Origin of the sequence: Paractinoplanes atraurantiacus, from assembly GCF_900215205.1 — a bacterium.
Taxonomy (GTDB): Bacteria; Actinomycetota; Actinomycetes; order Mycobacteriales; family Micromonosporaceae; genus Actinoplanes; species Actinoplanes atraurantiacus.
Window position 1 is genome coordinate 40,874 of sequence record NZ_OBDY01000023.1, and the last position, 23,587, is coordinate 64,460.

General features: G+C 70.0%; 23 protein-coding genes and 1 pseudogene. 14 read left to right on the forward strand and 10 right to left on the reverse strand.

All coding sequences use genetic code 11. From position 1 onward, the window contains the following. Positions 1-82 precede the first annotated feature (82 nt). Together CRP55_RS36525 and CRP55_RS36530 are read left to right on the forward strand one after the other, a co-directional pair. A complete protein-coding gene (locus CRP55_RS36525; protein WP_097326547.1) occupies positions 83-1,117 on the forward strand; it encodes a LacI family DNA-binding transcriptional regulator in 1,035 nt (344 codons plus the stop codon). Between the two features lie 603 nt (positions 1,118-1,720). Next, positions 1,721-2,550: pseudogene (locus CRP55_RS36530) on the forward strand (IS5 family transposase). A 290-nt stretch (positions 2,551-2,840) separates the two neighbouring features. Here CRP55_RS36530 and CRP55_RS36535 read toward each other — a convergent pair. From CRP55_RS36535 to CRP55_RS36555, 5 genes are all read right to left on the reverse strand, one after another. Next, positions 2,841-3,632, reverse strand: a complete 792-nt coding sequence (locus CRP55_RS36535) for a polysaccharide deacetylase family protein (protein ID WP_097326550.1) — start codon at positions 3,630-3,632, stop codon at positions 2,841-2,843. 119 nt (positions 3,633-3,751) lie between these two features. Continuing rightward, a complete protein-coding gene (locus CRP55_RS36540; protein WP_245923600.1) occupies positions 3,752-4,150 on the reverse strand; it encodes a roadblock/LC7 domain-containing protein in 399 nt (132 codons plus the stop codon). A gap of 25 nt (positions 4,151-4,175) precedes the next feature. Then, positions 4,176-4,919, reverse strand: a complete 744-nt coding sequence (locus tag CRP55_RS36545) for a hypothetical protein (RefSeq protein WP_097326553.1) — start codon at positions 4,917-4,919, stop codon at positions 4,176-4,178. Next, positions 4,916-5,371 carry a hypothetical protein gene (locus CRP55_RS36550; RefSeq protein WP_218854796.1) on the reverse strand — a complete coding sequence of 152 codons (456 nt, stop codon included), beginning with the start codon at positions 5,369-5,371 and terminating at the stop codon, positions 4,916-4,918. The genes CRP55_RS36545 and CRP55_RS36550 overlap by 4 nt, the downstream gene beginning before the upstream one ends. Continuing rightward, positions 5,368-5,739 carry a hypothetical protein gene (locus CRP55_RS36555; protein WP_097326555.1) on the reverse strand — a complete coding sequence of 124 codons (372 nt, stop codon included), beginning with the start codon at positions 5,737-5,739 and terminating at the stop codon, positions 5,368-5,370. The genes CRP55_RS36550 and CRP55_RS36555 overlap by 4 nt, the downstream gene beginning before the upstream one ends. A gap of 449 nt (positions 5,740-6,188) precedes the next feature. On the opposite strand from CRP55_RS36555, the gene CRP55_RS36560 reads away from it, so the two are divergent. The 10 genes from CRP55_RS36560 to CRP55_RS36605 all read left to right on the forward strand — a co-directional run bounded on the left by CRP55_RS36560 (position 6,189) and on the right by CRP55_RS36605 (position 16,770). Continuing rightward, complete coding sequence (locus CRP55_RS36560) at positions 6,189-8,219, forward strand: bifunctional aldolase/short-chain dehydrogenase (protein WP_179855480.1); 2,031 nt, start codon at positions 6,189-6,191, stop codon at positions 8,217-8,219. Continuing rightward, positions 8,216-9,568: a rhamnulokinase gene (locus CRP55_RS36565; protein ID WP_097326561.1), complete on the forward strand. Its 1,353-nt coding sequence runs from the start codon at positions 8,216-8,218 to the stop codon at positions 9,566-9,568. The genes CRP55_RS36560 and CRP55_RS36565 overlap by 4 nt, the downstream gene beginning before the upstream one ends. An 8-nt stretch (positions 9,569-9,576) precedes the next feature. Beyond that, on the forward strand, positions 9,577-10,311 hold the full coding sequence (locus CRP55_RS36570; RefSeq protein ID WP_097326564.1) for a (Fe-S)-binding protein: 735 nt from the start codon (positions 9,577-9,579) through the stop codon (positions 10,309-10,311). Further along, complete coding sequence (locus CRP55_RS36575) at positions 10,308-11,735, forward strand: lactate utilization protein B (RefSeq protein ID WP_097326567.1); 1,428 nt, start codon at positions 10,308-10,310, stop codon at positions 11,733-11,735. The genes CRP55_RS36570 and CRP55_RS36575 overlap by 4 nt, the downstream gene beginning before the upstream one ends. 54 nt (positions 11,736-11,789) lie before the next feature. Then, entirely contained in the window at positions 11,790-12,428 is a 639-nt protein-coding gene (locus CRP55_RS36580) for a LutC/YkgG family protein (protein WP_097326569.1), read from the forward strand. Continuing rightward, positions 12,425-13,843 carry an L-fucose/L-arabinose isomerase family protein gene (locus CRP55_RS36585; protein ID WP_097326570.1) on the forward strand — a complete coding sequence of 473 codons (1,419 nt, stop codon included), beginning with the start codon at positions 12,425-12,427 and terminating at the stop codon, positions 13,841-13,843. Before CRP55_RS36580 ends, CRP55_RS36585 begins: the two co-directional genes overlap by 4 nt. Before the next feature lie 29 nt (positions 13,844-13,872). Next, complete coding sequence (locus CRP55_RS36590) at positions 13,873-14,661, forward strand: SAM-dependent methyltransferase (RefSeq protein ID WP_097326571.1); 789 nt, start codon at positions 13,873-13,875, stop codon at positions 14,659-14,661. Positions 14,662-14,670: 9 nt separating this feature from the next. Then, a complete protein-coding gene (locus CRP55_RS36595) occupies positions 14,671-15,231 on the forward strand; it encodes a DUF1707 SHOCT-like domain-containing protein (RefSeq protein WP_245923601.1) in 561 nt (186 codons plus the stop codon). 62 nt (positions 15,232-15,293) lie between these two features. Beyond that, positions 15,294-15,803 carry a SigE family RNA polymerase sigma factor gene (locus tag CRP55_RS36600; RefSeq protein WP_245923602.1) on the forward strand — a complete coding sequence of 170 codons (510 nt, stop codon included), beginning with the start codon at positions 15,294-15,296 and terminating at the stop codon, positions 15,801-15,803. A 1-nt stretch (position 15,804) separates the two neighbouring features. Next, positions 15,805-16,770: a hypothetical protein gene (locus CRP55_RS36605; RefSeq protein ID WP_097326573.1), complete on the forward strand. Its 966-nt coding sequence runs from the start codon at positions 15,805-15,807 to the stop codon at positions 16,768-16,770. Between the two features lie 55 nt (positions 16,771-16,825). Here CRP55_RS36605 and CRP55_RS36610 read toward each other — a convergent pair whose 3' ends face one another. Next, positions 16,826-18,556, reverse strand: coding sequence for an MDR family MFS transporter (locus tag CRP55_RS36610; protein WP_097326574.1), 1,731 nt, complete (start codon positions 18,554-18,556; stop codon positions 16,826-16,828). 204 nt (positions 18,557-18,760) lie between these two features. Here CRP55_RS36610 and CRP55_RS36615 point away from each other — a divergent pair, with 204 nt between their 5' ends. Continuing rightward, the gene (locus tag CRP55_RS36615) at positions 18,761-19,258 is read left to right on the forward strand and encodes a TRADD-N-associated membrane domain-containing protein (RefSeq protein ID WP_143235175.1); all 498 of its coding nucleotides are present in this window, start codon (positions 18,761-18,763) and stop codon (positions 19,256-19,258) included. Positions 19,259-19,269: 11 nt separating this feature from the next. Here CRP55_RS36615 and CRP55_RS36620 read toward each other — a convergent pair whose 3' ends face one another. The 4 genes from CRP55_RS36620 to CRP55_RS36635 are packed head-to-tail and all read right to left on the reverse strand — an operon-like array spanning position 19,270 to position 21,561. Further along, positions 19,270-19,872, reverse strand: coding sequence for a LytR C-terminal domain-containing protein (locus tag CRP55_RS36620; RefSeq protein WP_143235177.1), 603 nt, complete (start codon positions 19,870-19,872; stop codon positions 19,270-19,272). Continuing rightward, a complete protein-coding gene (locus CRP55_RS36625) occupies positions 19,865-20,386 on the reverse strand; it encodes a SigE family RNA polymerase sigma factor (RefSeq protein ID WP_097326577.1) in 522 nt (173 codons plus the stop codon). The genes CRP55_RS36620 and CRP55_RS36625 overlap by 8 nt, the downstream gene beginning before the upstream one ends. 37 nt (positions 20,387-20,423) lie before the next feature. Next, a complete protein-coding gene (locus CRP55_RS36630; protein WP_097326578.1) occupies positions 20,424-20,834 on the reverse strand; it encodes an ester cyclase in 411 nt (136 codons plus the stop codon). A gap of 16 nt (positions 20,835-20,850) precedes the next feature. Further along, a complete protein-coding gene (locus CRP55_RS36635; RefSeq protein WP_097326579.1) occupies positions 20,851-21,561 on the reverse strand; it encodes a LamG-like jellyroll fold domain-containing protein in 711 nt (236 codons plus the stop codon). Between the two features lie 133 nt (positions 21,562-21,694). On the opposite strand from CRP55_RS36635, the gene CRP55_RS36640 reads away from it, so the two are divergent. After that, complete coding sequence (locus CRP55_RS36640; RefSeq protein ID WP_218854801.1) at positions 21,695-23,581, forward strand: APC family permease; 1,887 nt, start codon at positions 21,695-21,697, stop codon at positions 23,579-23,581. The last annotated feature ends 6 nt before the right edge of the window (positions 23,582-23,587 follow it).

The following is a 23,587-nucleotide window of genomic DNA, read 5'->3' on the forward strand; positions in this document are numbered from 1 at the left end:
TCACCGCTTTTCGTCAGGCGGGGTACGGTGAGCCGGTTCCGCGTTTCACCGCCGGCTCGACCGGCAGGTCGAGGAGGTTGCGGTGCTGAACGGCAGGACGCCGTCCGTCAAGGACGTGGCCGCCTCCGCCGGCGTCTCGCTGGGCACGGTCTCCAACGTGATGAATCGCCCGGAAGTGGTCAGCGCCCGCACCCGCGAACGGGTCGAGCGCGCCATGACGGAGCTCGGATTCGTCCGCAACGAGTCGGCCCGCCAGCTGCGTGCGGGCACCAGCCGCACCCTGGCGTACGTGATGCTCGACGGCACCAACCCGTTCTTCCACGACGTGGCGCAGGGCATCGAGCTGGCCGCCGAGGACGCCGACCTGTCGCTGTTCATCTGCAACAGCAACAGCCGCGCGTCCCGGGAAGAGGTGCACCTCGACCGCCTGCTCCAGCAGCGCGTCCAAGGCATCCTGATCACGCCGGTCGACCCGGCGGCGCCGCACCTCGACGAGCTGTCCCGCCGGGGAGTGCCCCTGGTCGTGGTCGACCGGGTCCGCGGCGTCGACAACTGCTGCTCGGTGGCGGTCGACGACGTGCTGGGCGGCCGCATAGCGGTCGAGCACCTGGCGGAACAGGGGCACGAGAGGGTCGCGTTCATCGGCGGCCCCGACTCGCTGGGCCAGGTGGGCGAGCGACTGCAGGGCGCCCGCGAGATCTGGTCGTCGCTGGGCCGCTCCCCCGACGATCTGATCTACCTGCCGACCGACGCGATGACCGTCGCCGATGGACGGTCGGCGGGCGAGCGCCTGGCCGGCCTGCCCGCGCGCCGGCGCCCGACGGCGGCGTTCTGCGCGAACGACCTGCTGGCCCTGGGCCTGCTCCAGCAGAGCATCGGCGCCGGCCTGCGAGTGCCGGACGACCTGGCCATCGTCGGCTTCGACGACATCGAGTTCGCGGCGGCGGCCGCGGTGCCCCTGACGTCGGTGAGGCAGCCGCGTCAGGAGCTGGGACGGGCGGCGGCGCAGTTGGTGCTCGACGAGGCCACAAACCCGGACCACAAGCACAGCCAGCTCCAGTTCACCCCCGAACTGGTGGCCCGAGCCTCAACGGTCTCCCGCACCCGCACCGTCTGACCGCACGGCGATCGTCCTCCCGCGCGCCGTCTGGCTGTTGCGCGGCCTGAGGTGGTCGTCCGCCCGCGCGCCGTCCGGTCGTTTCAGGGCTTGCGGTGGTCGTCCGCCCACGCGCGGTCCGGTCGCTTCGTGGCTTGCGGCGGCCGTTCGCCCGCGCGCCGTCCGGTCCTTTCGGGGCTTGCGGCGGCAGCATGAGATCCGTGTCCAGCGGCCCGGTGGTCACGACCGCGCGCCAGCAGCCGGGCCGCGCCGGCGTCCCCCCACCCAGCGCCGCCTCCGCGCGCCGTCTGACCGTTCCGCGGCTCGCGACGGTCGTCCTCCCGCGCGCCGTCGGGTCGTTTTGGGCTTGCTGCGGTCTCCTCGACGCGGGTTGTTGATCGCCCCGCGCGTTGCGGCGGTATCTCGGGTCGCGACGGTCGTGCGATCGCGGGCTGTCCGATGGAGCACGGCTCGTCTGGCTTCCAGCCGGACCGCCTGGTTGGTCGTTCGTGCGTGGTTTCTCTGCTCCGTGCGCTCTGCCCCATGCTTGGACGCGCCCTTCGCGCTACTTAGACCGCATCTCATTAGGGGTTGTTGAGTTTCAACATCATTCGTTGTACGGGTGTGAGTGATGTGGAGAAGTACTGCCCGGAGTCGTTGTGGCACCTCGTGCAGCCGTTGCTGCCCGCGCATCCGGAAAGGCATCAGGGTGGCGGGCGGCGGCGGATCGATGATCGGGTGGCGGTCGCGGCGATCGCGTATGTGTTGCAGACCGGGTGTGCGTGGGACGCGTTGCCGGAGTCGTTCCCGATTTCGCGGGCGACCGCGCACCGCCGGTTCGCCGAGTGGGTGGATCAAGGTGTCATGCAGGCATTACACCAGGCGACGCTGGACGTCCTCGGCGTGGCCGGGCAGATCGACTGGTCCCGCGCGAGTGTGGACGCGATGCATGTCAGGGCGGTCAAAGGGGGGACCTGATCGGACGCAGCCCGGTGGACCGGGGCAAGCCCGGCTCCAAGATCCACGCGGTCAGCGACCGCAACGGGCTGCCGCTGACCGTGGTGGTGTCCGCCGCGAACGTCAACGACAGCACCATGCTCGAGGACGTGCTCGACAATCTGCACGCGATCCGGCAACCACTCGGGCGGCCCCGTCGATGGCCTGCCAAGCTGCACGGCGACTAGGGCTATGACTACCGGCCCTGCCACGAGGTGGTCAGGCGGCGCGGCATCATCGCCCGGATCGCGCGTAAGGGCATCGAATCAGCCACTCACCTCGGCCGGCACCGCTACGTCATCGAACGCTGCCTGGAATGGGTCACCCGATTCCGGCGTCTCGCCCGCCGCTACGACCGTAAGGCTTCCCACTTCACCGGATTCCTGCGCCTGGCCTGCGCTTTGATCTGCTACCGCCGAGCCGCCCGCCTCAACCTCCTAACCAGCAACAACCCCTAACGAGATGTGGTCTTAGTGCCGAATGCGCGGCAGCCGCCGACCCGGTTATCCACAAGGCCGCTCACTGTCCACAAGGCACCTGCACGATCTCCTGCTTTCCGTCAGACTGGAGCTGGCGGGGGCCCCCGGGGAGGGCGGGCTCTGCGGTGGGTCGGCTCTGCGGTGGGTCGGCTCTGCGGTGGGTCGGCTCTGCGGTGGGTCGGCTCTGCGGTGGGTCGGCTCTGTGGGTGGGCCGGCCTGGCGGGTGGGCCGGCTCGGTGAGCGCGTCGGCACTCTGCACAGGCGCACGGTCAGGAGACTGACGCTCGGCTGTTCAGGAGCTCGGAGACCGTGACGAAGCGGTAGCCGTGGGCGCGCAAACCTTCGATCATCGTCGGCAGGGCCTCCAGGGCGACCAACCGCCGCTTGGTCCCGGCGTCGTGGGCCAGGATGATCGAGCCGGGGCGCATCGAGTCGACTAGGTCCTGTGCCTGGGCCGCGGGGTCGGTCGCGTATTTGCGTTCGCGCATCTGGTGTGACCACAGCACGATGTCGTATCCCATGGCGTCGGCGGCCAGCACTGTCGATCCGCCCAAGTGGCCGTAGGGCGGTCGCATCAGGGTGGCCTCGCGCCCGGTGTGCTTTCTGATCGCCTCGTGGGTGCGTTCCAGTTCGCGGCGGGCGCCGGCCAGGTCGAGGGTGGCCAGGTCGTCGTGTGACCAGGAATGGTTGGCGACTTCGTGCCGGTCCAGGCGGTTGCGGACCAGTGCGGCGTTGGCTTCCAGGTGGCGGCCGACCAGGAAGAACGTGGCCGGCACCTTTGCCTTGTCGAGCGCGTCGAGGAAGCGCGGCGTGTAGTCGGGCAGTGGGCCGTCGTCGAAGGTGAGGGCCACCAGTTTCTCGGCGGTCGGCTGGAAGTAGTGGATCTGCACTCCGCCGTGTGCGACCGCGCCCAGGTTGTCGGCGGCCGCGGCGTATCCGCCGCCCAGGGGTGGGCGGTCCCAGCCGAGCCAGTGTTTGACGTGGTCGGAACCGGCGAAGGCGGTGGCCGCACCACCCGCGGCGAGCAGGGCCCCGCGCAGCATCGAACGACGAGTAACCATGAATCCCCCATGAACGTACCGGCCTCTCAGCCTGGTTGATCATGAGAGGAAGCGCCTCGGCCACTGGACTGGTTCAGTGACCGCATCAATCGGCCGAAAGTGGCAGCCGATGAAGGGTTTCAGTCGAAGGGATGCGCGGTCGGCACGTTCAGGAGGCGGGCCAGGCGGGCGGTGACCGGGCGGGCCTCCAGGTGGAGACGGGCGATGTTCAGGCCGCTGTCGCCGATCACGGCCAGCAGGGCCAGTTCGCCGATCGCGTACACGGACAGATAGCCGCCCGTGTTGCGGATCGTCACCTCCTGGAAGGTGCCTTGGCCGAGGGCGGCGCCGCAGGTGCGGCTGATGCCGTGCGCGCCGGCGGCCAGCGCGGCGATGTCGTGCGGCTCGGTCGAGGACACCGTGTCGTGCAAAATCAGCAGGCCGTCGACGCCGGCGATGACGCAGCCGCGTACGCCGGTCACCTGGTGCCGGAGCGCGGCCATCTCGCCGCGAACGGCCTGGTAGGGATCTGCTTGCACGTCTTTCTCCAGGAGGGGGAGCGGGTCAGAGGGCACGGAGGGCGTCCAGCACGCGGTCGAGGATCGCGTCGTCCGCGGCGTAGGGCTGGCCGAGGAGGCTGAACAGGTCGGGGGAGTCGTCCGTGTGGGACGGCTCCACCCGGTTCCGCCGGGGCAGTTCGCCCGGCGGGGGAGAAGGTTCGGGCTCGGAGGAAGCGAGCTCACCGGGGGCGTCAACCTCAGCGGAGGCGGCAACCCCCGCGGCGAGGACGGCGGCGGCGATCTCCTCAGGAACCGAGGCGGAAACCGAACCCGAAGTGGGAGCGGGAGCCGAAGCGGCAACCTCCGAAGCGGCGATGGCGGGTGCGGGCGGGGACGTCAGGGCGGGGGCGGCCGCCTTGCGTGTCTGATCGGCCTTGCCCGCGTACGCCTTGATGAGCGACCCGAACTCACGCCGGGCCATCGCCAGGTTGGCGCCGGCCCGGCGCAGCGTCAGGTGGGCGACCAGGGGCGAGGTGTCGTCCTCGACCAGCCGCACCACGTGGAACGCGTCGCTGCTGGTCAGCAGCACGTCACCGAACTCGTCGCCGGTTTCGCCCAGCATCACCATGCCGGCGGCGGCCGCGGCCAGGGTCACCACGGTCGCCGCCTGCTGCTCGTCCGGCGGGCCGCCGCCGGCCCACCACAGCACGCGCGGGCCGTCCGGGTCGAGCAGGGAGACCGCGCTGGCCCCGGGGATGCCCAGGGCGTCCGACAAGCCGGGGGCGCCCGGGTCCGTCGGCCCGGTCATCCCGCCAGGCCGGCGTCCAGCTGCTTCATGACGATCCGGGCCTGGGCCAGGAGCATGCCGGTGTTCGCCGAGCGGCGGCACACCACCACGGCCACGATGTCCTGGCTGACGGGGCTGCGCAGGAACACGTGCACGAGGTTGTCGCTGTGGACGAGGATCTCCTGGAAGTAGTGGTGATCGTCGTTCGGTACGCCGCGACGCGCCTTCCAGATGTCCTCGATCATGGTCACGTTGCGGCCCTGGAACAGGTCGAACGTGGCCGCGGCGAGCAGGTCCAGCACCTCGCTGGGGTGGTCGTCGAGCGTGTCGACGGCCAGCAGCATGCCGGTCGACATGTCCACGAGGCCGCTGGCGATGCACTCGGGCACCTGCTGCCGGAACTGCCGGACCGCGTCGCTGACCAGCTGTGAGGTGCTGCGAACGTTCAGGCCGCTCTCGTCGAGGGCCGTCATACGTCGAGTTCCGCTTCGATCTTGCGGAGCTGGTGGCGGGCGAGGCCGAGGTTGGCCCGGCTCTTGTTCAGCGCCAGGTAGAGGAAGAACGCCTCGTTGCCGCGGCCGTGCAGCAGCCGGATCAGGTGGTACTGCGAGTCCAGCGTGATCAGGACGTCTTCGATGCTGTCGCCGAGGCCGAGCATCTCGAGCGTGCGGACCTTGGCCCGGACCACGTCGGTGTTGCCGGCGGCGGCGACGTTCATGTCCATGTTCAGGCCGCCGCCCATGACACCCAGGGTGAGGCCGCTGGTGTAGTCGACCAGGGCCACGCCGATGGCGCCCTCGATCGTCATGGCCTCTTTGAGGGAAGTCTCGATGTTCGCCACGTGCTGTGTCCTCCTAGAGCGAGCGCCGGGCCGGGGGTGACGAATCCGGTGCTCGGGTGGGCTTTCGGGGCAACACTGACACGGACCGGTTTGGTTGAGCACTAAACAAAGGACTAAACGGCCTAGATCCATCCGAAGATCGTTGTGTCGTGAGTGGACGGGCCTGACCAGGGTCGTCCGATCGGTGCGAGAGAGATCGAATAGTGGGATGGACAAGTCGGAAAAGACGATCTTTCGGTGGGGTGGTCCGGGCGGATCCGGCATTAAATCCGTTATCTCCGGCTTGCGCGATGAGCGACGGACGCGTAGGCGTCGCACACGGCCGTAAAGTTCGCATCGTTTCAAGCGCGTTCGACGTCTTGACCGCTGTCGCTACAGGGCCGTAATGTGTCGGCAACGTCTGAAACGTTTCACGCGCCTCTCCGAAACGACCCGCGATGAAGGAAACCATGACGAATCCCGCAGTGCGTGAGCTTCTGGAGCGCAGCAATCGGCTCGGCGCCGACCCGCGCAACACCAACTACGCCGGGGGAAACACCTCGGCGAAGGGCACCGAGACCGACCCGGTCACCGGCGAGCCCACCGAGCTGGTCTGGGTCAAGGGGTCCGGCGGCGACCTCGGCACGCTGAGCGAGAAGGGCCTGGCCGTCCTGCGGCTCGACCGCCTCCGCGCGCTCACCGGCGTCTATCCGGGTGTGGAGCGCGAGGACGAGATGGTCGCCGCGTTCGACTACTGCCTGCACGGCCGCGGCGGGGCCGCCCCGTCGATCGACACCGCCATGCACGGCCTGGTCGACGTGCCGCACGTCGACCACCTGCACCCCGACTCGGGCATCGCGATCGCCACCGCCGCCGACGGCCCGGCGCTGACCAAGGAGATCTTCGGCGACAAGGTGCTGTGGGTGCCGTGGCGCCGGCCCGGCTTCCAGCTCGGCCTCGACATCGCCGCCGTGCAGAAGGCCAACCCGCAGGCGATCGGCGTCATCCTCGGCGGGCACGGCATCACCGCCTGGGGCGCCACCAGCGCCGAGTGCGAGGCCCACTCGCTCGAGATCATCAAGACCGCCGAGCGTTACCTGGCCGAGCACGGACGGCCGAACCCGTTCGGCGCCAAGGTCAACGAGTCGCTCGCGACGGAAGAAAGAAAACAGCGGGCGGCAGAGCTCTTCCCGTACCTGCGCGGGCTCGCCTCCACCGACCGCCCTCAGGTCGGCCACTACACCGACAACGACGTCGTCCTCGACTTCGTCAACAGCGAGCGCCTCGAAGAGCTGGGGGCAAAGGGCACTTCGTGCCCGGACCACTTCCTGCGTACGAAGGTCAAGCCGCTCATCCTGGACACCGCGCCCGACGCGCCGCTCGACGAGGTCGTCAACCGGGCCAAGGAGCTGCACGCCGCCTACCGCGAGGACTACCAGGCCTACTACGACCGGCACGCCACCCCGGAGAGCCCGGCCATCCGCGGCGCCGACCCGGCCATCGTCCTGGTCCCCGGGGTCGGCATGTTCTCCTTCGGCGCCAACAAGCAGACCGCCCGCGTCGCCGGCGAGTTCTACGTCAACGCGATCAACGTGATGCGCGGCGCCGAGTCGGTGTCGGCGTACGCCCCGATCGACGAGGCTGAGAAGTTCCGCATCGAGTACTGGGCGCTCGAGGAGGCGAAGCTCCAGCGCATGCCGAAGCCGAAGCCCCTCGCCACCCGCATCGCCTACGTGACCGGCGGCGGCTCGGGCATCGGCCGCGCCATCGCGCTGCGGCTGGCCGCCGAGGGCGCCGTGGTGATCGTGGCCGACCGTGACTTCGAGGCGGCCAAGACCGTGGCGGCCGAGATCGGCGGTACCGACGCCGCGATCGCCGTGGGCGCCGACGTCACCAGCGCCGACGCGATCATCGCCTCGCTGCGGGAGGGCGTGCTCGCCTTCGGCGGCGTCGACCTGGTCGTCAACAACGCCGGCCTGAGCATCTCGAAGCCGCTGCTGGAGACCACCGAGGCCGACTGGGACCTCCAGCACGACGTGATGGCCAAGGGCTCGTTCCTGGTCTCCCGCGAGGCCGCGCGGGTGCTCATCGCGCAGGGCATGGGCGGCGACATCGTCTACATCTCCAGCAAGAACTCGTTGTTCGCGGGCCCGAACAACGTCGCCTACGGCGCCACCAAGGCCGACCAGGCCCATCAGGTACGCCTCCTCGCGGCCGAGCTGGGTCAGTACGGCGTCCGCGTCAACGGCATCAACCCCGACGGCGTCGTCCGCGGCTCCGGCATCTTCGCCGGTGGCTGGGGCGCCAAGCGGGCCGCCGTCTACGGCGTGCCGGAGGAGAAGCTGGGCGAGTACTACGCGCAGCGCACGCTGCTCAAGCGCGAGGTGCTGCCGGAGCACGTGGCGAACGCGGTCTTCGTCCTGACCGGCGGCGACCTGACCCACACGACCGGCCTGCACATCCCGGTGGACGCCGGCGTGGCAGCGGCATTCCTGCGATGACCAAGGATTTCGCCGCGGTCGATCTTGGCGCGTCGTCCGGACGTGTCATGGTCGGCCGCGTCGGGCCCAGCGAGATCAAGCTGACCGAGGCGCACCGGTTCCGCAATGAGCCAGTCCGCACAAATCGGACCCTCTATTGGGACATCCTCGGCCTCTACCGCGGTGTCCTCGAAGGGTTGAAGAAGGCGGGGCCGGTCGAGAGCATCGGCATCGACTCGTGGGCGGTCGACTACGGCTTGATCGACGCGATCGGTGAGCTGCTCGGCAACCCGGTGCACTACCGCGACGCCCGCACCGACGGCGTTCCCGAGCGGGTCGCCGAGGTGATCGCCGACGAGCGGCTGTACGAGATCACCGGTCTCCAAAAGCTGCCCTTCAACACGATCTATCAGCTGGCCGCCGCGAAGAAAAGTCCGCAATACGAGGTTGCGCGGCAACTGCTGCTCATCCCCGACCTGCTCGCGTACTGGCTGACCGGCGAGTCCGGCGCCGAGTACACGAACGCGTCGACCACGGAGCTCGTCGACGTGCGTACGCGGGAATGGTCCTCGCCCTTGATCGAGAAGCTCGGCCTGCGGCCTTCGCTCTTCCCGGCGATCCGTCACCCCGGGTCGGTCATCGGCGATTTCGGGGGTACGCGGGTGGTGGCGGTCGGATCGCACGACACGGCCTCCGCGGTCGTGGGTGTCCCGGCGGCCGGCGACAACTTCGCGTACATCTCCTGCGGGACCTGGTCGTTGGTCGGCCTGGAGCTGAACGAACCGGTGCTGAGCGCGGCGTCGCGCGCGGCCAACTTCACCAACGAGGGCGGCGTCGACGGCACGATTCGCTATCTGCGCAACGTGATGGGGCTGTGGCCGCTTCAGGAGTGCATGCGCGAGTGGGGGTCGCCCGACATCGTCGAGTTGCTGCGGGCGGCGTCGCGGGAGAAGCCGTTCGCCCATGTCGTCGATCTGGACGATCCGGTCTTTCTGCCGCCGGGCGACATGGCCGGCCGGCTCGTCAAGGCGGCCGGGCTGCCGTCGGACGCGAGCCCGGCGCTGCTCACCCGGTGCATCGTGGACAGTCTCGCCCGGGCGCACAAACGGGCGATCGAGCAGGCACAGGAGCTTTCCGGCAAACACGTCGACGCGGTGCACATCGTCGGTGGCGGCGCCCGCAACGAGCTGCTCTGCCAGCTCACCGCGGACGCCTGCGGGCTGCCGGTGCTGGCCGGGCCGGTCGAGGCGACAGCGCTGGGCAACCTGCTGGTGCAGGCCCGCGCGGCCGGCGTGATCGAGGGAGACCTGACGGCGCTCCGCGCGGTTCTGCGCAAGACCCAGCAGATCGTGCGCTACGAGCCCAGATAGGAGATCCCGTGCGGATCGCGTTGTTCGCCACCTGCCTGGCCGACACGATGTTCCCGGCCGCGGCGAAGGCGACCGTCCTGCTGCTGGAGCGGCTGGGCCACGAGGTCGTCTTCCCCGAGGCGCAGACCTGCTGCGGCCAGATGCACATCAACACCGGCTATCAAAAAGAGGCTTTGCCGCTCGTACGGCGTTACGTGCGCACCTTCGAGCCGTACGACGTCATCGTGGCGCCGTCCGGCAGCTGCACCGGCTCGATCCGGCACCAGCACAAGACGGTGGCGAACGCCGCGGGCGACAAGGGCCTGGCCGCCGGCGCGGAAGAGGTCGCGGGCCGCACGTACGAGCTGTCCGAACTGCTCGTCGACGTGCTGAAGGTCGAGGACGTGGGCGCGTACTACCCGCACCGGGTCACCTATCACCCGACCTGCCACTCGCTGCGCATGCTGCGGGTGGGTGACCGGCCGCTGCGGCTGCTGCGCCGGGTGCGCGGGCTCGACCTGGTCGAGCTGCCGGCGGCCGAGCAGTGCTGCGGGTTCGGCGGCACGTTCGCGGTGAAGAACGCCGACACGTCGACGGCGATGCTGGCCGACAAGATGCGGCACGTGCTCGACACCGGCGCCGACGTCTGCACGGCCGGCGACACGTCCTGCCTCATGCACATCGGCGGCGGCCTGTCGCGTCTGCGGACGGGCGTGACGACCGTACATCTGGCCGAGATCCTGGCTTCGACGGAGAAAGCATGACCTTCTTGGGAATGCCTCTGGCCCACGCGCCGCGGGGCGTGGGGCATCTGCGCGGGGACGAACCGTTTCCGCGTGCGGCGCGAACCGCGCTCGCCAACCCGCAGTTACGCCGCAATGTGCAGCATGCGACGACGACCATCCGCGGCAAGTCGGGCCGGGTCATCGCCGAGCTTCCGGACTGGCAGGACCTTCGCGCGGCCGGGTCGGCGCTCAAGGCGTACACCATGGCGAATCTGCCCCGTCTGTTGGAACAGCTCGAAGCGAAGGTCACCGAGGCCGGTGGGGTGGTGCACTGGGCGGCCGACGCGGCCGAGGCCAACCGGATCGTCACCGGCCTCGTGCGCGCGACCGGCGAGCAGCGCGTCCTCAAGATCAAGTCGATGGCGACGCAGGAGATCGGGCTCAACGAGGCCCTCGCGGACGCCGGGATCACGCCGGTCGAGACCGACCTGGCCGAGCTGATCGTGCAGCTCGGTGACGACAAGCCGAGCCACATCCTGGTGCCGGCCATCCACCGCAACCGCTCGGAGATCCGCGAGATCTTCCTGCGCGCGATGCCCGGCGTCGACCCGGCGCTCACCGACGATCCCCCGGTGCTGGCCGCGGCGGCCCGGCGCTATCTGCGCGAGACGTTCCTGACGACGAAGGTCGCCGTCTCCGGGGCCAACTTCGGCATCGCCGAGACCGGCACGCTCACGGTCGTCGAATCCGAGGGGAACGGCCGGATGTGCCTGACCCTGCCGGACACTCTGATCACGGTGATGGGCATCGAGAAGGTCGTGCCGACGTGGCAGGACCTCGAGGTCTTCCTGCAACTGCTGCCGCGCGCGTCGACCGGCGAGCGGATGAACCCGTACACCTCGATGTGGCAGGGGGTGACGCCCGGCGACGGGCCGCAAAGTTTCCACCTGGTGCTGCTCGACAACGGGCGCTCGGCGGTGCTGGCCGACGAGGTGGGCCGGTCGGCGCTGCACTGCATCCGCTGCTCGGCCTGCCTCAACGTTTGCCCGGTGTACGAACGGACGGGCGGGCACGCGTACGGCTCGGTCTATCCCGGCCCGATCGGCGCGGTGCTGTCGCCGCAGCTCACCGGCGTCGAGGACAACGCGTCGCTGCCGTACGCGTCGTCGCTCTGCGGCGCCTGCTTCGACGCCTGCCCAGTGAAGATCGACATCCCGTCGATCCTGGTCCACCTGCGCAACCAGGTGCCGCACCCGGCGGCCGAGAAGGCGGTGATGGCCGCGGCGGCGTACACGATGGACCGTCCGCGCCTCTACGCCCGCGCCCAGCGCGCGGCCAAGTTCACCAAGCTCGTCGGCAAACGAGGCCGGGGCCTGCCACCGCCGCTGAACGGCTGGTCGGCCGCCCGCGACCTGCCGACCCCACCACCCGAATCGTTCCGCGACTGGTGGCGGTCCCGATGAGCAGAAACGACGGGCGGCGGGGCCGATGAGCGGCGAAGACGGGCGGCGGGGCTGATGAGCAGCAAAGACCTCATTCTGGGGCGGGTGCGGGCGGCGCTCGCCGACGATCCGGCGGTGCCGGAGGTCCCGCGCTCCTACCGCCGGGAGTTCCCGCCGGCCGACCTCGACGTGCTGATCGACCGGCTCGTCGACTACAAGGCCGTGGTCCATCGCGGTTCCGATGTGGCGGCCATCGTCGGCGACATCATCGGCGCCGGCACCCTCGTCGTCCCGCCGGGCCTGCCCAAGTCGTGGCTGCCGCCGGAGTCCCCGGCGCGAGTCGACGCCGCCCCCGGCATCGGCCTCGGCCCCGAGACCGGCCCCCACTCCTGGCTCGACCAGGCGGCCATCGTGGCGGCCGACGGTGTCGTGACCGGTGCGGCCGTGGCGATCGCCGAGACCGGGACCATCGTGCTCGACGGCTCGCCCGATCAAGGGCGGCGGATCCTCACGCTTCTGCCCGATCTGCACATCTGCGTATTACGGCCCGACCAGGTCGTCGCGTCGGTGCCCGAAGCCATCGCCCGTCTCGATCCGGCCCGGCCGCTGACCTGGATCAGTGGGCCGTCGGCGACCAGCGACATCGAGCTCAACCGGGTTGAGGGGGTGCACGGCCCTCGCAATCTGCACGTCATCATCTGGGAGGCAGCATGACCCTTCTCGAACCGAAGAACCGGCGCAAGGTGCGTATCGGACTCGTAGCCGGCGGCCTCGGTACGTACTGGCCGCAATTTCCGAATCTCCTCCCGCAGCTGGAGGAGTCCGCCCGATATGTGAGCTCTCGCTTCCAGGAGATGGACGCGTCAGTGACCGACGTCGGCTTCATCTCGGACGCCGCCGACGGCGTGCGGGCGGCCGAGGAACTGCGCCGCGCCGACTGCGACCTGATCGTCCTGTTCCTGACCACCTATCTGACCTCCTCGATGGTCCTGCCGATCGCGCAGCGGTCGAACACCCCGATCCTCGTGATCGACCTCCAGCCCACCGAGCGGATGGACCACGCCACCTTCGACACCGGCGCCTGGCTGGCCTACTGCGGGCAGTGCCCGGTGCCCGAGGTCGGCAACCTGTTCCGCCGGGCCGGCATCCCGTTCCGGTCGGTCACCGGCTGGCTGCGGCAGGAGGCGGCCTGGCAGCGGATCGGCCGCTGGATCGAGGCGGCCCGCATCCGGGCCGCGCTGCGCAACGCCCGGCACGGCCTGATGGGCCACCTCTACCCGGGCATGCTCGACGTCTCGACCGACCTGACGCTGCTGCCGACCACGTTCGGCTCGCACGTCGAGGTGCTCGAGTTCGACGACCTGCGCGAGCGGGTCGCCACGGTCACCGACGACGAGGTGGCCGAGCGCAAGGAGCTCGCCCGCAAGATCTTCGAGCTGGACGAGTCGGTGAACGAGGAGGACTTCTCCTGGGGCGCCCGCGTCTCGGTCGGCCTCGACCGGCTCGCCGACGACTTCGACCTGGACAGCCTCGCCTACTACCATCGCGGCCTCAACGGCGAGCACCACGAGCGGCTCGGCGCCGGGATGATCCTGGGCGCCTCGCTTCTCACCGCGAGGGGCATTCCCACGACCGGTGAGTACGAGCTGAGGACCACCGTGGCCCAGCTGGCCACCCAGGTGGCCGGGGCCGGGGGGTCGTTCTGCGAGATCCAGGCGCTGAACTTCACCGACAACGTGGTCGAGATGGGTCACGACGGGCCGGCCCACCTGGCCGTCAGCTCGCGGCAGCCGTTGCTGCGCGGCCTCGGCGTCTATCACGGCAAACGCGGCTGGGGCGTCAGCGTCGAGTTCGACGTCCGGCACGGGCCGGTCACCCTGCTCGGGCTCGGGCAGGACCGGGACGGCTCGCTGTCGTTCATCGCCGCCGAGGGCACCGTGGTCGACGGTCCGCTGCTGGCCATCGGCAACACCACCAGCCGGGTCGACTTCGGCCGCGACCCCGGCGAGTGGGTCGACGACTGGAGCGCCTCCGGCGTCGGCCACCACTGGTCGCTGTCGCTGGGCCACCGGGCCGCCACCTACCAGGCGGCTGCGAGTTTGATGGGAATCGATTTCCGGGGCGTCTGAGCGCGTCTACTGTGGATTAGGGTGTCGTCATGGTCGACGACACCCGCGTCCACTCCGCCCGTCGGTACAACTACTGGCTCGGCGGGAAGGACAACTTCGCCGTCGACCGCGAGTCCGGCGACATGATCGCCGCCGCCTTCCCCGGCGTCCGCATCACGGCCCGGGAAAACCGCGGCTTCCTGCGGCGCGCGGTGACCCACCTGGCCGCCGAGGCCGGCGTCCGGCAGTTCCTCGACATCGGCACCGGCCTGCCCACCGCCGACAACACGCACGAGGTGGCCCAGCGCGTGGCGCCGTCGAGCCGGGTCGTCTACGTCGACAACGACCCGATGGTGCTCGTGCACGCGCGGGCCCTGCTGACCAGCACCCCCGAGGGCCGCACCCACTATCTCGAGGCCGACCTGCGCACGCCCGAGAAGATCCTGGCCGACCCCGAGGTCCTCGACGTGCTCGACCTCGACCGGCCGGTCGCGCTGATGCTCGTCGCGGTGCTGCATTTCGTGCGCGACGACGCCGAGGCGCGCGAGATCGTCCGTACGCTCGTGGACGCCCTGCCGTCCGGGAGCTACCTGGCCCTCAGCCACGCCACCACCGACTTCACCGACGCCGAGGGGCGGGCCCGCTACCTGTCGATGATCGATGCCGGACAGGTCGACGCGTACCCGCGTACGGCCGCCGATCTGGCTTTGATCCTCGAAGGTCTGGAGGTGCTCGAGCCGGGCTTCGTCGCGGTCAGTGAGTGGCGCCCGGACGACGACGGCCCCCGCCCCGATGCCGGCGACGTAGCGATCTACGGCGTACTGGCCCGCAAGCCCTAGGATCTTGCCGTGACCACACCGATGCGGGTGCCGCCGTCCGAGCCCGAGCGTGAGCGCGCCGCCGAGCTGTTGCAGCGTGCGTGCGGCGACGGGCGGCTCACCCTCGAGGAGTTCAGCGTGCGGGTCGGCGCCGTCTGGGCCGCCGAGGACGCCGCCGAGCTGGCCCGGGCCACCGAAGGGCTGTCGATCACGCCGATCGTCGGCTCGTCGCGCACGGTCGACCGGGTCATCACCATCTTCAGCGAGAACAAACGCCGTGGCCGCTGGCGGCTGCGCGACTCCCGGGTCTCGATCCGCACGCTGTTCGGCTCGACCGTGCTCGACCTGCGCGAGATCGCCACCGACCAGGATGTCATCGAGATCTCCGGCAGCGTCACCTTCGGCGAGCTCAAGGTGATCGTCCCCGAGGGCGTCGAGGTCGACCTCACCGGCGCCGCCGTCTTCTCCTCGCGTCAGCTGCATCTGGCCCGGGTGCCCCGGGTTCCCGGCACCCCCGAGGTCCGCGTCCACGTCACCACGTGGTTCAGCTCGGTCGAGGTCGTGTCGAAGAGGTACTCCCTCGGGCAGTAATTGCGCGAAAAAGCTTCATATTTTCTGACAACGTCTGACCGGCCCGCGGTGTCTTCCTCTGTGTGACGACCGTAATGAAGCACCGACCGGCCGGGACGCGGGACGACTTCCGGGTCTTCGTCCAGGGCATGGCCGCGTCGCTGCACCGCACGGCCTTCCTGCTGTGCGGGGACTGGCACCTGGCCGACGACCTCGTCCAGGAGGCTCTGGCCAAGGCCTACAGCAACTGGCGCAAGGTCCAGCGGGCCGACAGCCCGTCCGCGTACGTGCGCCGCATCCTGATCAACGAGTCTCGCCGCCACTGGCGCCGGAACCGCCACGTCGACGTGTCCGAGGTTCCGGACATCACCGTGCCGGACCTCTCCGACGGCGTCGTCACCCGCGCCGATCTGCTCCAGGCCCTCCAGTCGCTGACCCTGCGGCAGCGGGCGACCGTCGTCCTCCGGTTCCTCGAAGGGCTCAGCGAGCGGGAGACCGCCGAGGCCCTGAAATGCAGCGAGGGCACGGTCAAGAGCCAGACGAGCCGGGCGTTGAGCAAGCTCAAGTCCGTCCTGAACCGAGGAGACCTCTGACATGTCGTACGACACCGAGCAGCGCCTGAGCACGACCCTTAAGGCCGCCGTGCGGGACAGGGAGTACCGGCCCGACCTCGACCGGATCGAGAGCCGCGGCCGCCAGTTGCGGGGCCGTCGCCTGGCCTGGCGCACGACCGCGGCCGGCGGGTTCGCCGTTGCCGCGATCGCGGCCGTCGCGGTGACCACCACCGGCGGCGGCACCCCGCCGTCCGCGCCGCCGCTCGCCGCCCCCAGCTCTTCGGCGGCGCAGGTGGCTCCGCTCGTGCAGCTGGTGGGCCACCTGACCACGGCCCAGCCGCCGGCCGGCGACGCGACGCTGGTGCTGCGCGACCAGACGCTGTTCGACGGCAAGCGGGTCAAGGTCTGGGACCTGTGGGCCGACAACGGCGGCTACTACTTCGCCAAGACCCGCGGGGGCCTTCCGGCCCAGGTGAAGGGCGGCAAGATCCGCGGTGGGGACAGCTACCGCCAGTACGTCGCGGCGGCGAAGGCGGCGGCGACCGGCGACCTGAACGCCGCCCGCAAGCGGATGATCGTGGCCGGCGCACCCAAGGGCGCACCCGTGCCGACCGAGGCACCCGGCTACATCCATCCTGCTCCGGCGAACACGAACATCCCGGCGGCGGTGCGCGAGGGCATGCGGACGAACATCGCCGACAACCGAGTCTGGAACAACGTTCTAGACGCGCTGCACGCCGGCGCCGGCGACCCGGTGGTAAGGGCCGGAGCGCTGCGGTTGCTCGACCAGATGCCCGAGGTGAAGGTGGTGCCCGGCTCCCTCGACGGCAAGCCGGTGCTCAACCTGACCGTCGGCATGCCGGCCATGCCCGGGGAGTCGCCGCAGACGCTGGTCATCGACGCTCAGTCCGGCGTCCCGCTGAAGCTCTCCAACGGCCCCGACGGCGGCACCACCTTCGTTGTGACCCGCGTCAGCCTGGCCGACGTGAAGAAGGGCTCCTTCTGATCCACGAATGAACGGGCCAGGGCCGGCTTCGTACGCCGGCCCTGGCGTCTTGTCGTCAGCTCTGCTCCGGACGGGGCACGGCGCGGTGGACGCCTATCTCGTGGTTCCCCACGTGCTCGGCGACGACGACCCGGTGGCCCTCGGGGTGGGACTCCGCCGCGTGCCGTCCCTCGGCCTTTTCCTCGGCGGCGCGAGCGGCCAGGCCGGACTGGGTGCGCAAGGGGATCTGCGGCAGGAAGGCGAAGATCACCAAAGCGGCCACGATGACCACGGCCGCGGCCAGGAAGATCATGTCCATCGACTGGGAGAAGCCGGCCTTGAACGGGTACGCGACGACGGCGCTCAGCCCGTTCAGGAACGAGGTGTCGTTCAGGTCGGCGCCGCCGCGCAGGGCCTCGGCCACAGCACTGTTGGCCGGATCGGCGAGCGCCTGCTGGAAGGTGGGGCCGGCCGCCCGTACGGCGTCCGCGATGTTCTGACCCACCGTCGAGAACAGCAGTGACAGGAAGAGCGCGGTGCCGGCCGTCGCACCCATCTGCCGGAAGAACGTGGCCGACGAGGTCGCCACCCCGATCTCGCGGGCCGACATGGCGTTCTGCACGGCCAGCGTGATCGGCTGCAGGACCAGGCCGAGACCCAGACCCAGGACGGCCATGAAGACGCCGGTGCGCCAGAACGGCGTGTCCACGCCGACCGTGTGCAGCAGCCACATCCCGGCCGCCGCGAACACACTGCCGAGGATCGGGAAGATCTTGTATTTCCCCGTACGGCTGATCAGCTGACCCGAGATGACCGAGCCGGCCATGAGCCCGAGCGTCAGCGGCAACAACTGAAGGCCCGACTCGGTCGGCGAGGAGCCCTGCACGATCTGGAGGTAGAGCGGCAGCACCGCCAGCCCACCGAACATGCCGAGGCCGACGATGAAGCCGCCGGCCGCGGTCAGGCTGAAGGTCCGGTTGCGGAAGAACCGCAGCGGGATCAGCGCGTCCTCACCCATCCGCCACTCGGCCAGCACGAACAGCAGCAGGCCGGCCACACCGATCCCGTAGCAGATCAACGCCCGGCCCGAGTCCCAGCCCCACGAGCGCCCCTGCTCGGCGATGGTCAGCAGCGGCACCAGGGCGACACACAGCCAGGCCGCGCCCCACCAGTCGATGCGGTGCTCACGCCGCTCCTGCTGAAGGCGCAACACCTTCGCCACGACGATCAGCGCCACGATGCCGATCGGCACGTTGACCAGGAAGACCCAGCGCCACCCGGTGATGCCGAGAATCTGGTCGGCCCCGGCGAAGAAGCCACCGATGACCGGCCCGAGCACACTCGACGTGCCGAACACGGCGAGGAAGTAGCCCTGGTAGCGGGCGCGTTCCCGGGCCGGCACGATGTCACCGATGATGGCGAGGGCGAGAGAGAACAAGCCGCCGGCGCCGAGCCCCTGGAATGCCCGGTAAGCGGCGAGCTCGTACATCGACTGCGCGAACGAACAGGCCGCCGACCCGATCACGAAGATCGTGATGGCGGCCAGGAAGAACCGCTTGCGCCCGTAGATGTCAGACAACTTGCCGTACAACGGAGTCGAGATCGTCGAAGTGATCAGATAGGCCGTGGTGACCCAGGCCTGAGCACTGAGCCCGTGCAGGTCGTCCCCGATGGTCCGGATGGCCGAGGCCACGATCGTCTGGTCCAGCGAGGCCAGCAGAAGCCCGAGCATGAGCCCGCCGAGCACCTGCAACACCTGCCGGTGCGTGAGATCCACACCCGGCGGCTCAGTAACGGTGGCGGTCATGTCGGGGTCCCCCCTGCTAGGTCGATGCCTCCGACTACCCCCACGCATCCAGCCCCGACGCGTTCAGGAGAGCCCGGTCACCTGCGACCCCGATCACGGCCCGTCCGTGATCCGACTGAGCGTGAATGCCGGGAGCTGGCACACATCGCCAAATCAATTCAAGATCCGGCGCTCGGCGAGTTGATCACCTTCAATTTCCGGCTGATGGACCGGTTCGTCGCCGTGGCCATCACCCAGTCGCGGACGTCCTACCTGGCCTGCCTCGGTGCCGCGACCGCCGGACTGCTCGTGCTCCTGGTCGGCGCGACCACCGCACTGTCCGTCGACGGGCTCGCGGGCCAGATCACGGCGGGCGTGCTGACGGCCGTCGGCGCCGGACTGAGCAGCTTTCTCAGTGTCGTCTTCCTGCGGCCCTTCCAGATGACGTCGAAGCAGATGAGCTACTACTACGGCCAGCCGCTCGTGCACTGCTATCTGCTGCACGCCGAGTGGCTGGCCGAGCGCTTCGACGAGGAGAGCCAGCCGGCTGCCCGGGGACAGTTCCGGCATGAGCTGATCCGGGCTGCCTTGGACGCGGCTCGGAACGCACAGGATCACCTTCTCGATCTTCAGCTCGGGGTCGAGAAGACCGGCGCGTCCGTGATCCCGGCGGTCGACGCCCGGCGTAACGGGAAGATCCCGGCCTCGATCATTCCGGATTGACCCGGTAGGACTCAGCGGCCGGCGCACTCCGGGGGTGCGGTGGGCTCGCCGGCGGTGGCGAGGTTCTGGTTCATCTCGGTGGTGGTGGCCAGGCGGGTGAAGGAAGGGCCAAGGATCAGGTCGATGGTCTCGCCGGGGCGGTTCGGGTCGAATTGCAGCGTGGTGGCGCCGTAGACCATCGCTCGCAGCACGGCGGCCGAACCGATCGAGGCGGGGCCGTAGACGAGGGTGGCCGGTGTGGTGGGGCGGGGGCCGGTGGTGCCGTCGAGCACGGTGAAAGTGCGGGCTCGGAGCTGGGCGGCCGCCGTCGCCAGCCGGGTCGAGGCGGCGCCGCCGTCGACGACCCGGACCTGGACGTCGGCCGGGTTGCTCGGTAGGGACAGGTCGCAGGTGAGGCCGGGGGTTGTGGGACGGTCGGCGACCGGGGCCGGAAGCTGCTGGCGGGGCCAGCCGAGGGTGATGCCCGCGGTGGCCGCCACCACCGCGGCGGCGGCCGCGGCCACGGCGGCCTTCTGGCGGCGGCTCCGGGTGCGGCCGCGGGCCCGGATCTCGGCGGCGGGGAGGGGCTTGAGATCGCGTACGTCAATCTCGAGGTCGTGAAGTCGGTCATGCACCGAACGGGGCATCGCTGATCTCCTGATCGTGGTCGTCGAGAAGGCGGCCGAGGGTGGCCCGGGCCCGGGAGAGCCGCACCTTGACCGTCCCCGCCGGGACGCCGGTGGTCGCGGCGATCTCCTGGACCGGCATGTCCAGCAGGTAGTGCAAGGTGACGGCCTGGCGTTGCGGCGCCGGCAGCTGTTGCAGCGCGTCGATGACGGCCACCCGGTCGGGTGACGGCCCGCCGACCGCCTCCTCCGGCGGGCCCAGCCGGGCCCGTGCGGCCAGCCATCGCCGCAGGCCACGCCACCGGTTGACCATCAGGCGCCAGGCGACCGTCCGCACCCAGCCTTCGGGGTCCTCGTAGCCGGACACCTTGGGCCAGTGCTGCCAGGCCCGGGCGAAGGCCTCCTGCGCGATGTCCTGGGCGTCGCCACGATCACCGCCGGCCGCGTACAGATAGAGCACGACCCGGCGAACCGTGGCTACGTAGAAGGCGTCGAAGTCGGCGCTGTCCCTGCTTTCTTGCACACTTGAAGACACACCGCTCCCCGCGATCCGGTTACATTCAGGCGGGGCGGATCTGGAGGATGCGCTGGAGCTCGTCGGCCAGGACCCAGATGGCGGCGACGCGGCCGTCCCCGGTGACGGTCAGGACGTCGATGCCCAGGCCGTCGACCTCGCGGCCGGTCGGTGGCAGCTCGCCCAGCGGGGTGGCCCAGACGCCGGTGTGCCGGGCCCGGTGGCGGAAGGCCACGGTCAGCTTGCCGGGGGCCGCCACCCGGTCGACCACCTCGATGTCGTGGTCGGTGAAGGCGGTGTGCAGCGCCTCCGCGCGGGCGACGAGGTCGGCGACCGGCATCGGCGTGCCGTTGATGGTCACCGGATCGGTGTAGACCCGCCGGAACGCGGCCAGGGCGTCACCGTGCTCCCGCGGCGGCACGCGCCACAACGCGAACAACTGCTCCTCGAGCTCCATGGCGGCCTCCCACGGCTCAACCTATCTCGACCCACACCTCGTCGAGAATGCCCTGGAACTGGTCGTTGTCGGCGAAGGAGCCCTTGCCGCCGATGCTGAACGGGAGTCGGTTGTGGACCGACAAGCCGGCCGGGATCGTGGTCCGGCCCCGGGGGACGCCGTCGACCAGGATCGTCACGTGCGGGCCGGAGCGGCGGCACTCGAGGGTGTGCCAGCGGTTGTCGGCCACGCCCACCGAGCTGACCGCGGTGTGGATCAGCGGATCGCTGTCGTCGACGAAGACGCAGCTGGGGCGGCCGGCCAGGCCGTCGATCTGGAGCTTGTACTGGCTGCCCCGGGCCGAATAGCCCTTCTGGAGCACGTTCTCGCCCTTGGTGGTCTCGTCGGCGGCCAGGCGGACCGCGGCGCCGTAGCGGATCTGGCGGCGGCCCGGGTTGAGCTCCGTCGCCACCGCGCGCAGGGCGATCCGGGGGCACGGCTCGTTCTTGCACGGCGGCGGGAAGGCCAGAGCCCGGCCGCCGTTGTGGGCGACCGTGGTGAAGGCGCCGCCGTACCGGCTGACCGGGCTCAGGTCGAGGCCGCGGCCCGACGCCTCGGCCAGCGGCGACGGGCCGTCGAAGGTGTAGCGGACGGCGACGGCGGCCGGGCCGGCCGTCGACGCGGCGGCGGGCATGACCGCGGCGAGGCCCAGCACCAGGGCGCAGCCGGCGACGAGGGACAGACGCACGCCGAGCTAACGGACGGCACGCCCCGAAGGATGCGCGCCGCATTTTGACGCGATGTTAACGCCCGATCGTGGGAGGTGCTCCTCGCCCGGTGGAACCATTTCGCGGGTGACGACCACGGGGTTCCGGGACTGGATGCTTTCCGGATTGAACGACACCGCGAAGCACCACGAAGGCCCGCACGGCGAACCGGCCGATCCGGACGAGAAGCCGCACTCGTGGTGGAAGGTGATGTGCCTGACCGGCGTGGACTATTTCTCCACGCTCGGCTACCAACCGGGCATCGCGGCGCTGGCCGCCGGCGTGCTGTCGCCGGTCGCGACGCTGGTGCTGGTGCTGGTCACGCTGCTCGGCGCGCTGCCGATCTACCGCCGGGTGGCGGCCGACAGCCCGAACGGTGAGGGCTCCATCGCGATGCTGATGAAGCTGCTGTCGTTCTGGAAGGGCAAGCTGTTCGTCCTCGTGCTGCTCGGTTTCGCGGCGACCGACTTCATCATCACGATCACCCTGTCGGCCGCCGACGCCACCGCCCATGTCGACGAGAACCCGTACCTCCCCGAAGCTCTGCACGGCCATCAGGTGATCGTGACCCTGCTGTTGGTGGCCTTGCTGGGCGCGGTCTTCCTCAAGGGCTTCACCGAGGCCATCGGGATCGCGGTCGGCCTGGTCGGCGTCTATCTGGCGCTGAACGTGGTGGTGATCGCGGACGGGCTGTGGGAGGTGCTGACCCATCCGCACGCGGTGACCGACTGGACCACGGCGCTGACCACCCAGCACGGCAATCCGGTGGTGGTGGTCGGTATCGCGCTGCTGGTCTTCCCGAAGCTGGCGCTCGGCCTGTCCGGTTTCGAGACCGGCGTGGCCGTGATGCCGCACATCAAGGGCGACCTTCAGGGGCGCATCCGGGGCGCGAAGCGGCTGCTCACCACCGCCGCCGTGATCATGAGCGTCTTCCTGTTGACCAGCAGCGTCGTCACCACGGTCCTCATCCCGCAGGCGGAGTTCGAGTCGGGCGGCGAGGCCAACGGACGGGCGCTCGCCTTCCTCGCGCATCAAAACCTGGGCAATGCCTTCGGGACTGTGTACGACCTGTCGACCATCGCCATCCTGTGGTTCGCCGGCGCCTCGGCCATGGCCGGGCTGCTCAACCTCGTGCCGCGCTATCTGCCGCGCTTCGGCATGGCACCGGGCTGGGCTCGTGCCGTACGGCCGCTGGTCCTGGTCTTCACCGGCACGGCCTTCCTGATCACCTGGATCTTCGACGCGGACGTGGACGCGCAGGGCGGCGCCTACGCCACCGGCGTGCTCGTGCTGATCACCTCGGCCGCGGTGGCGGTCACGTTGTCGGCGCGTCGCCGCCGGCAGAAGGGCCGCACGATCGCCTTCGGCGTCATCGCGGTGCTGTTCGTCTACACGACCATCGCCAACGTCGTGGAGCGGCCGGACGGCGTGAAGATCGCCGCCTGTTTCATCGCCGCCATCCTGGTCGTCTCGTTCCTGTCCCGGCTGTTCCGGGCGTTCGACCTGCGGGTCACCGACATCTCGGCCGACGAGACGGCGCTGGGCTTCCTGGCCGACTGCCGGCGCCGGCAGATCCGGCTGATCGCCAACGAGCCCGGCCGCCGGGACAGCCGCGAGTACAGCGACAAGATCGCGCAGATCCTGGCCGACAACGACATGGCCGACGACCGGGACGTCATCTTCGTCGAGGTGACGGTCAAGGACGCCTCCGACTTCGAGACCGAGCTGCGGGTGACCGGCGAGCTGCTGCACCACCGCTACAAGGTGATGCGGGTGACCAGCTCCTCGGTGCCGAGCGCGCTGGCCGCCCTGCTGCTCTGGATCAGGGACACCACCGGCCGCCGGCCGCACATCTACTTCGAGTGGACCGAGGGCAACCCGGTCGCCAACTTCGTGCGCTATCTGGCCTTCGGTCAGGGCGAGGTGGCGCCGGTGACCCGCGAGATGCTGCGCCGGGCCGAGCACGACCGCAACCGGCGGCCCCACGTGCACGTCGGCTGAGATGAT

Bases quoted from the DNA above. Each gene is read 5' to 3' on its own strand.
- CRP55_RS36535 (WP_097326550.1), bottom strand. From the start codon at position 3,632: ATGGTTACTCGTCGTTCGATGCTGCGCGGGGCCCTGCTCGCCGCGGGT.
- CRP55_RS36545 (WP_097326553.1), bottom strand. From the start codon at position 4,919: ATGACCGGGCCGACGGACCCGGGCGCCCCCGGCTTGTCGGACGCCCTG.
- CRP55_RS36550 (WP_218854796.1), bottom strand. From the start codon at position 5,371: ATGACGGCCCTCGACGAGAGCGGCCTGAACGTTCGCAGCACCTCACAG.
- CRP55_RS36560 (WP_179855480.1), top strand. From the start codon at position 6,189: ATGACGAATCCCGCAGTGCGTGAGCTTCTGGAGCGCAGCAATCGGCTC.
- CRP55_RS36565 (WP_097326561.1), top strand. From the start codon at position 8,216: ATGACCAAGGATTTCGCCGCGGTCGATCTTGGCGCGTCGTCCGGACGT.
- CRP55_RS36575 (WP_097326567.1), top strand. From the start codon at position 10,308: ATGACCTTCTTGGGAATGCCTCTGGCCCACGCGCCGCGGGGCGTGGGG.
- CRP55_RS36580 (WP_097326569.1), top strand. From the start codon at position 11,790: ATGAGCAGCAAAGACCTCATTCTGGGGCGGGTGCGGGCGGCGCTCGCC.
- CRP55_RS36585 (WP_097326570.1), top strand. From the start codon at position 12,425: ATGACCCTTCTCGAACCGAAGAACCGGCGCAAGGTGCGTATCGGACTC.
- CRP55_RS36590 (WP_097326571.1), top strand. From the start codon at position 13,873: ATGGTCGACGACACCCGCGTCCACTCCGCCCGTCGGTACAACTACTGG.
- CRP55_RS36605 (WP_097326573.1), top strand. From the start codon at position 15,805: ATGTCGTACGACACCGAGCAGCGCCTGAGCACGACCCTTAAGGCCGCC.
- CRP55_RS36610 (WP_097326574.1), bottom strand. From the start codon at position 18,556: ATGACCGCCACCGTTACTGAGCCGCCGGGTGTGGATCTCACGCACCGG.
- CRP55_RS36615 (WP_143235175.1), top strand. From the start codon at position 18,761: ATGGACCGGTTCGTCGCCGTGGCCATCACCCAGTCGCGGACGTCCTAC.
- CRP55_RS36630 (WP_097326578.1), bottom strand. From the start codon at position 20,834: ATGGAGCTCGAGGAGCAGTTGTTCGCGTTGTGGCGCGTGCCGCCGCGG.
- CRP55_RS36640 (WP_218854801.1), top strand. From the start codon at position 21,695: ATGCTTTCCGGATTGAACGACACCGCGAAGCACCACGAAGGCCCGCAC.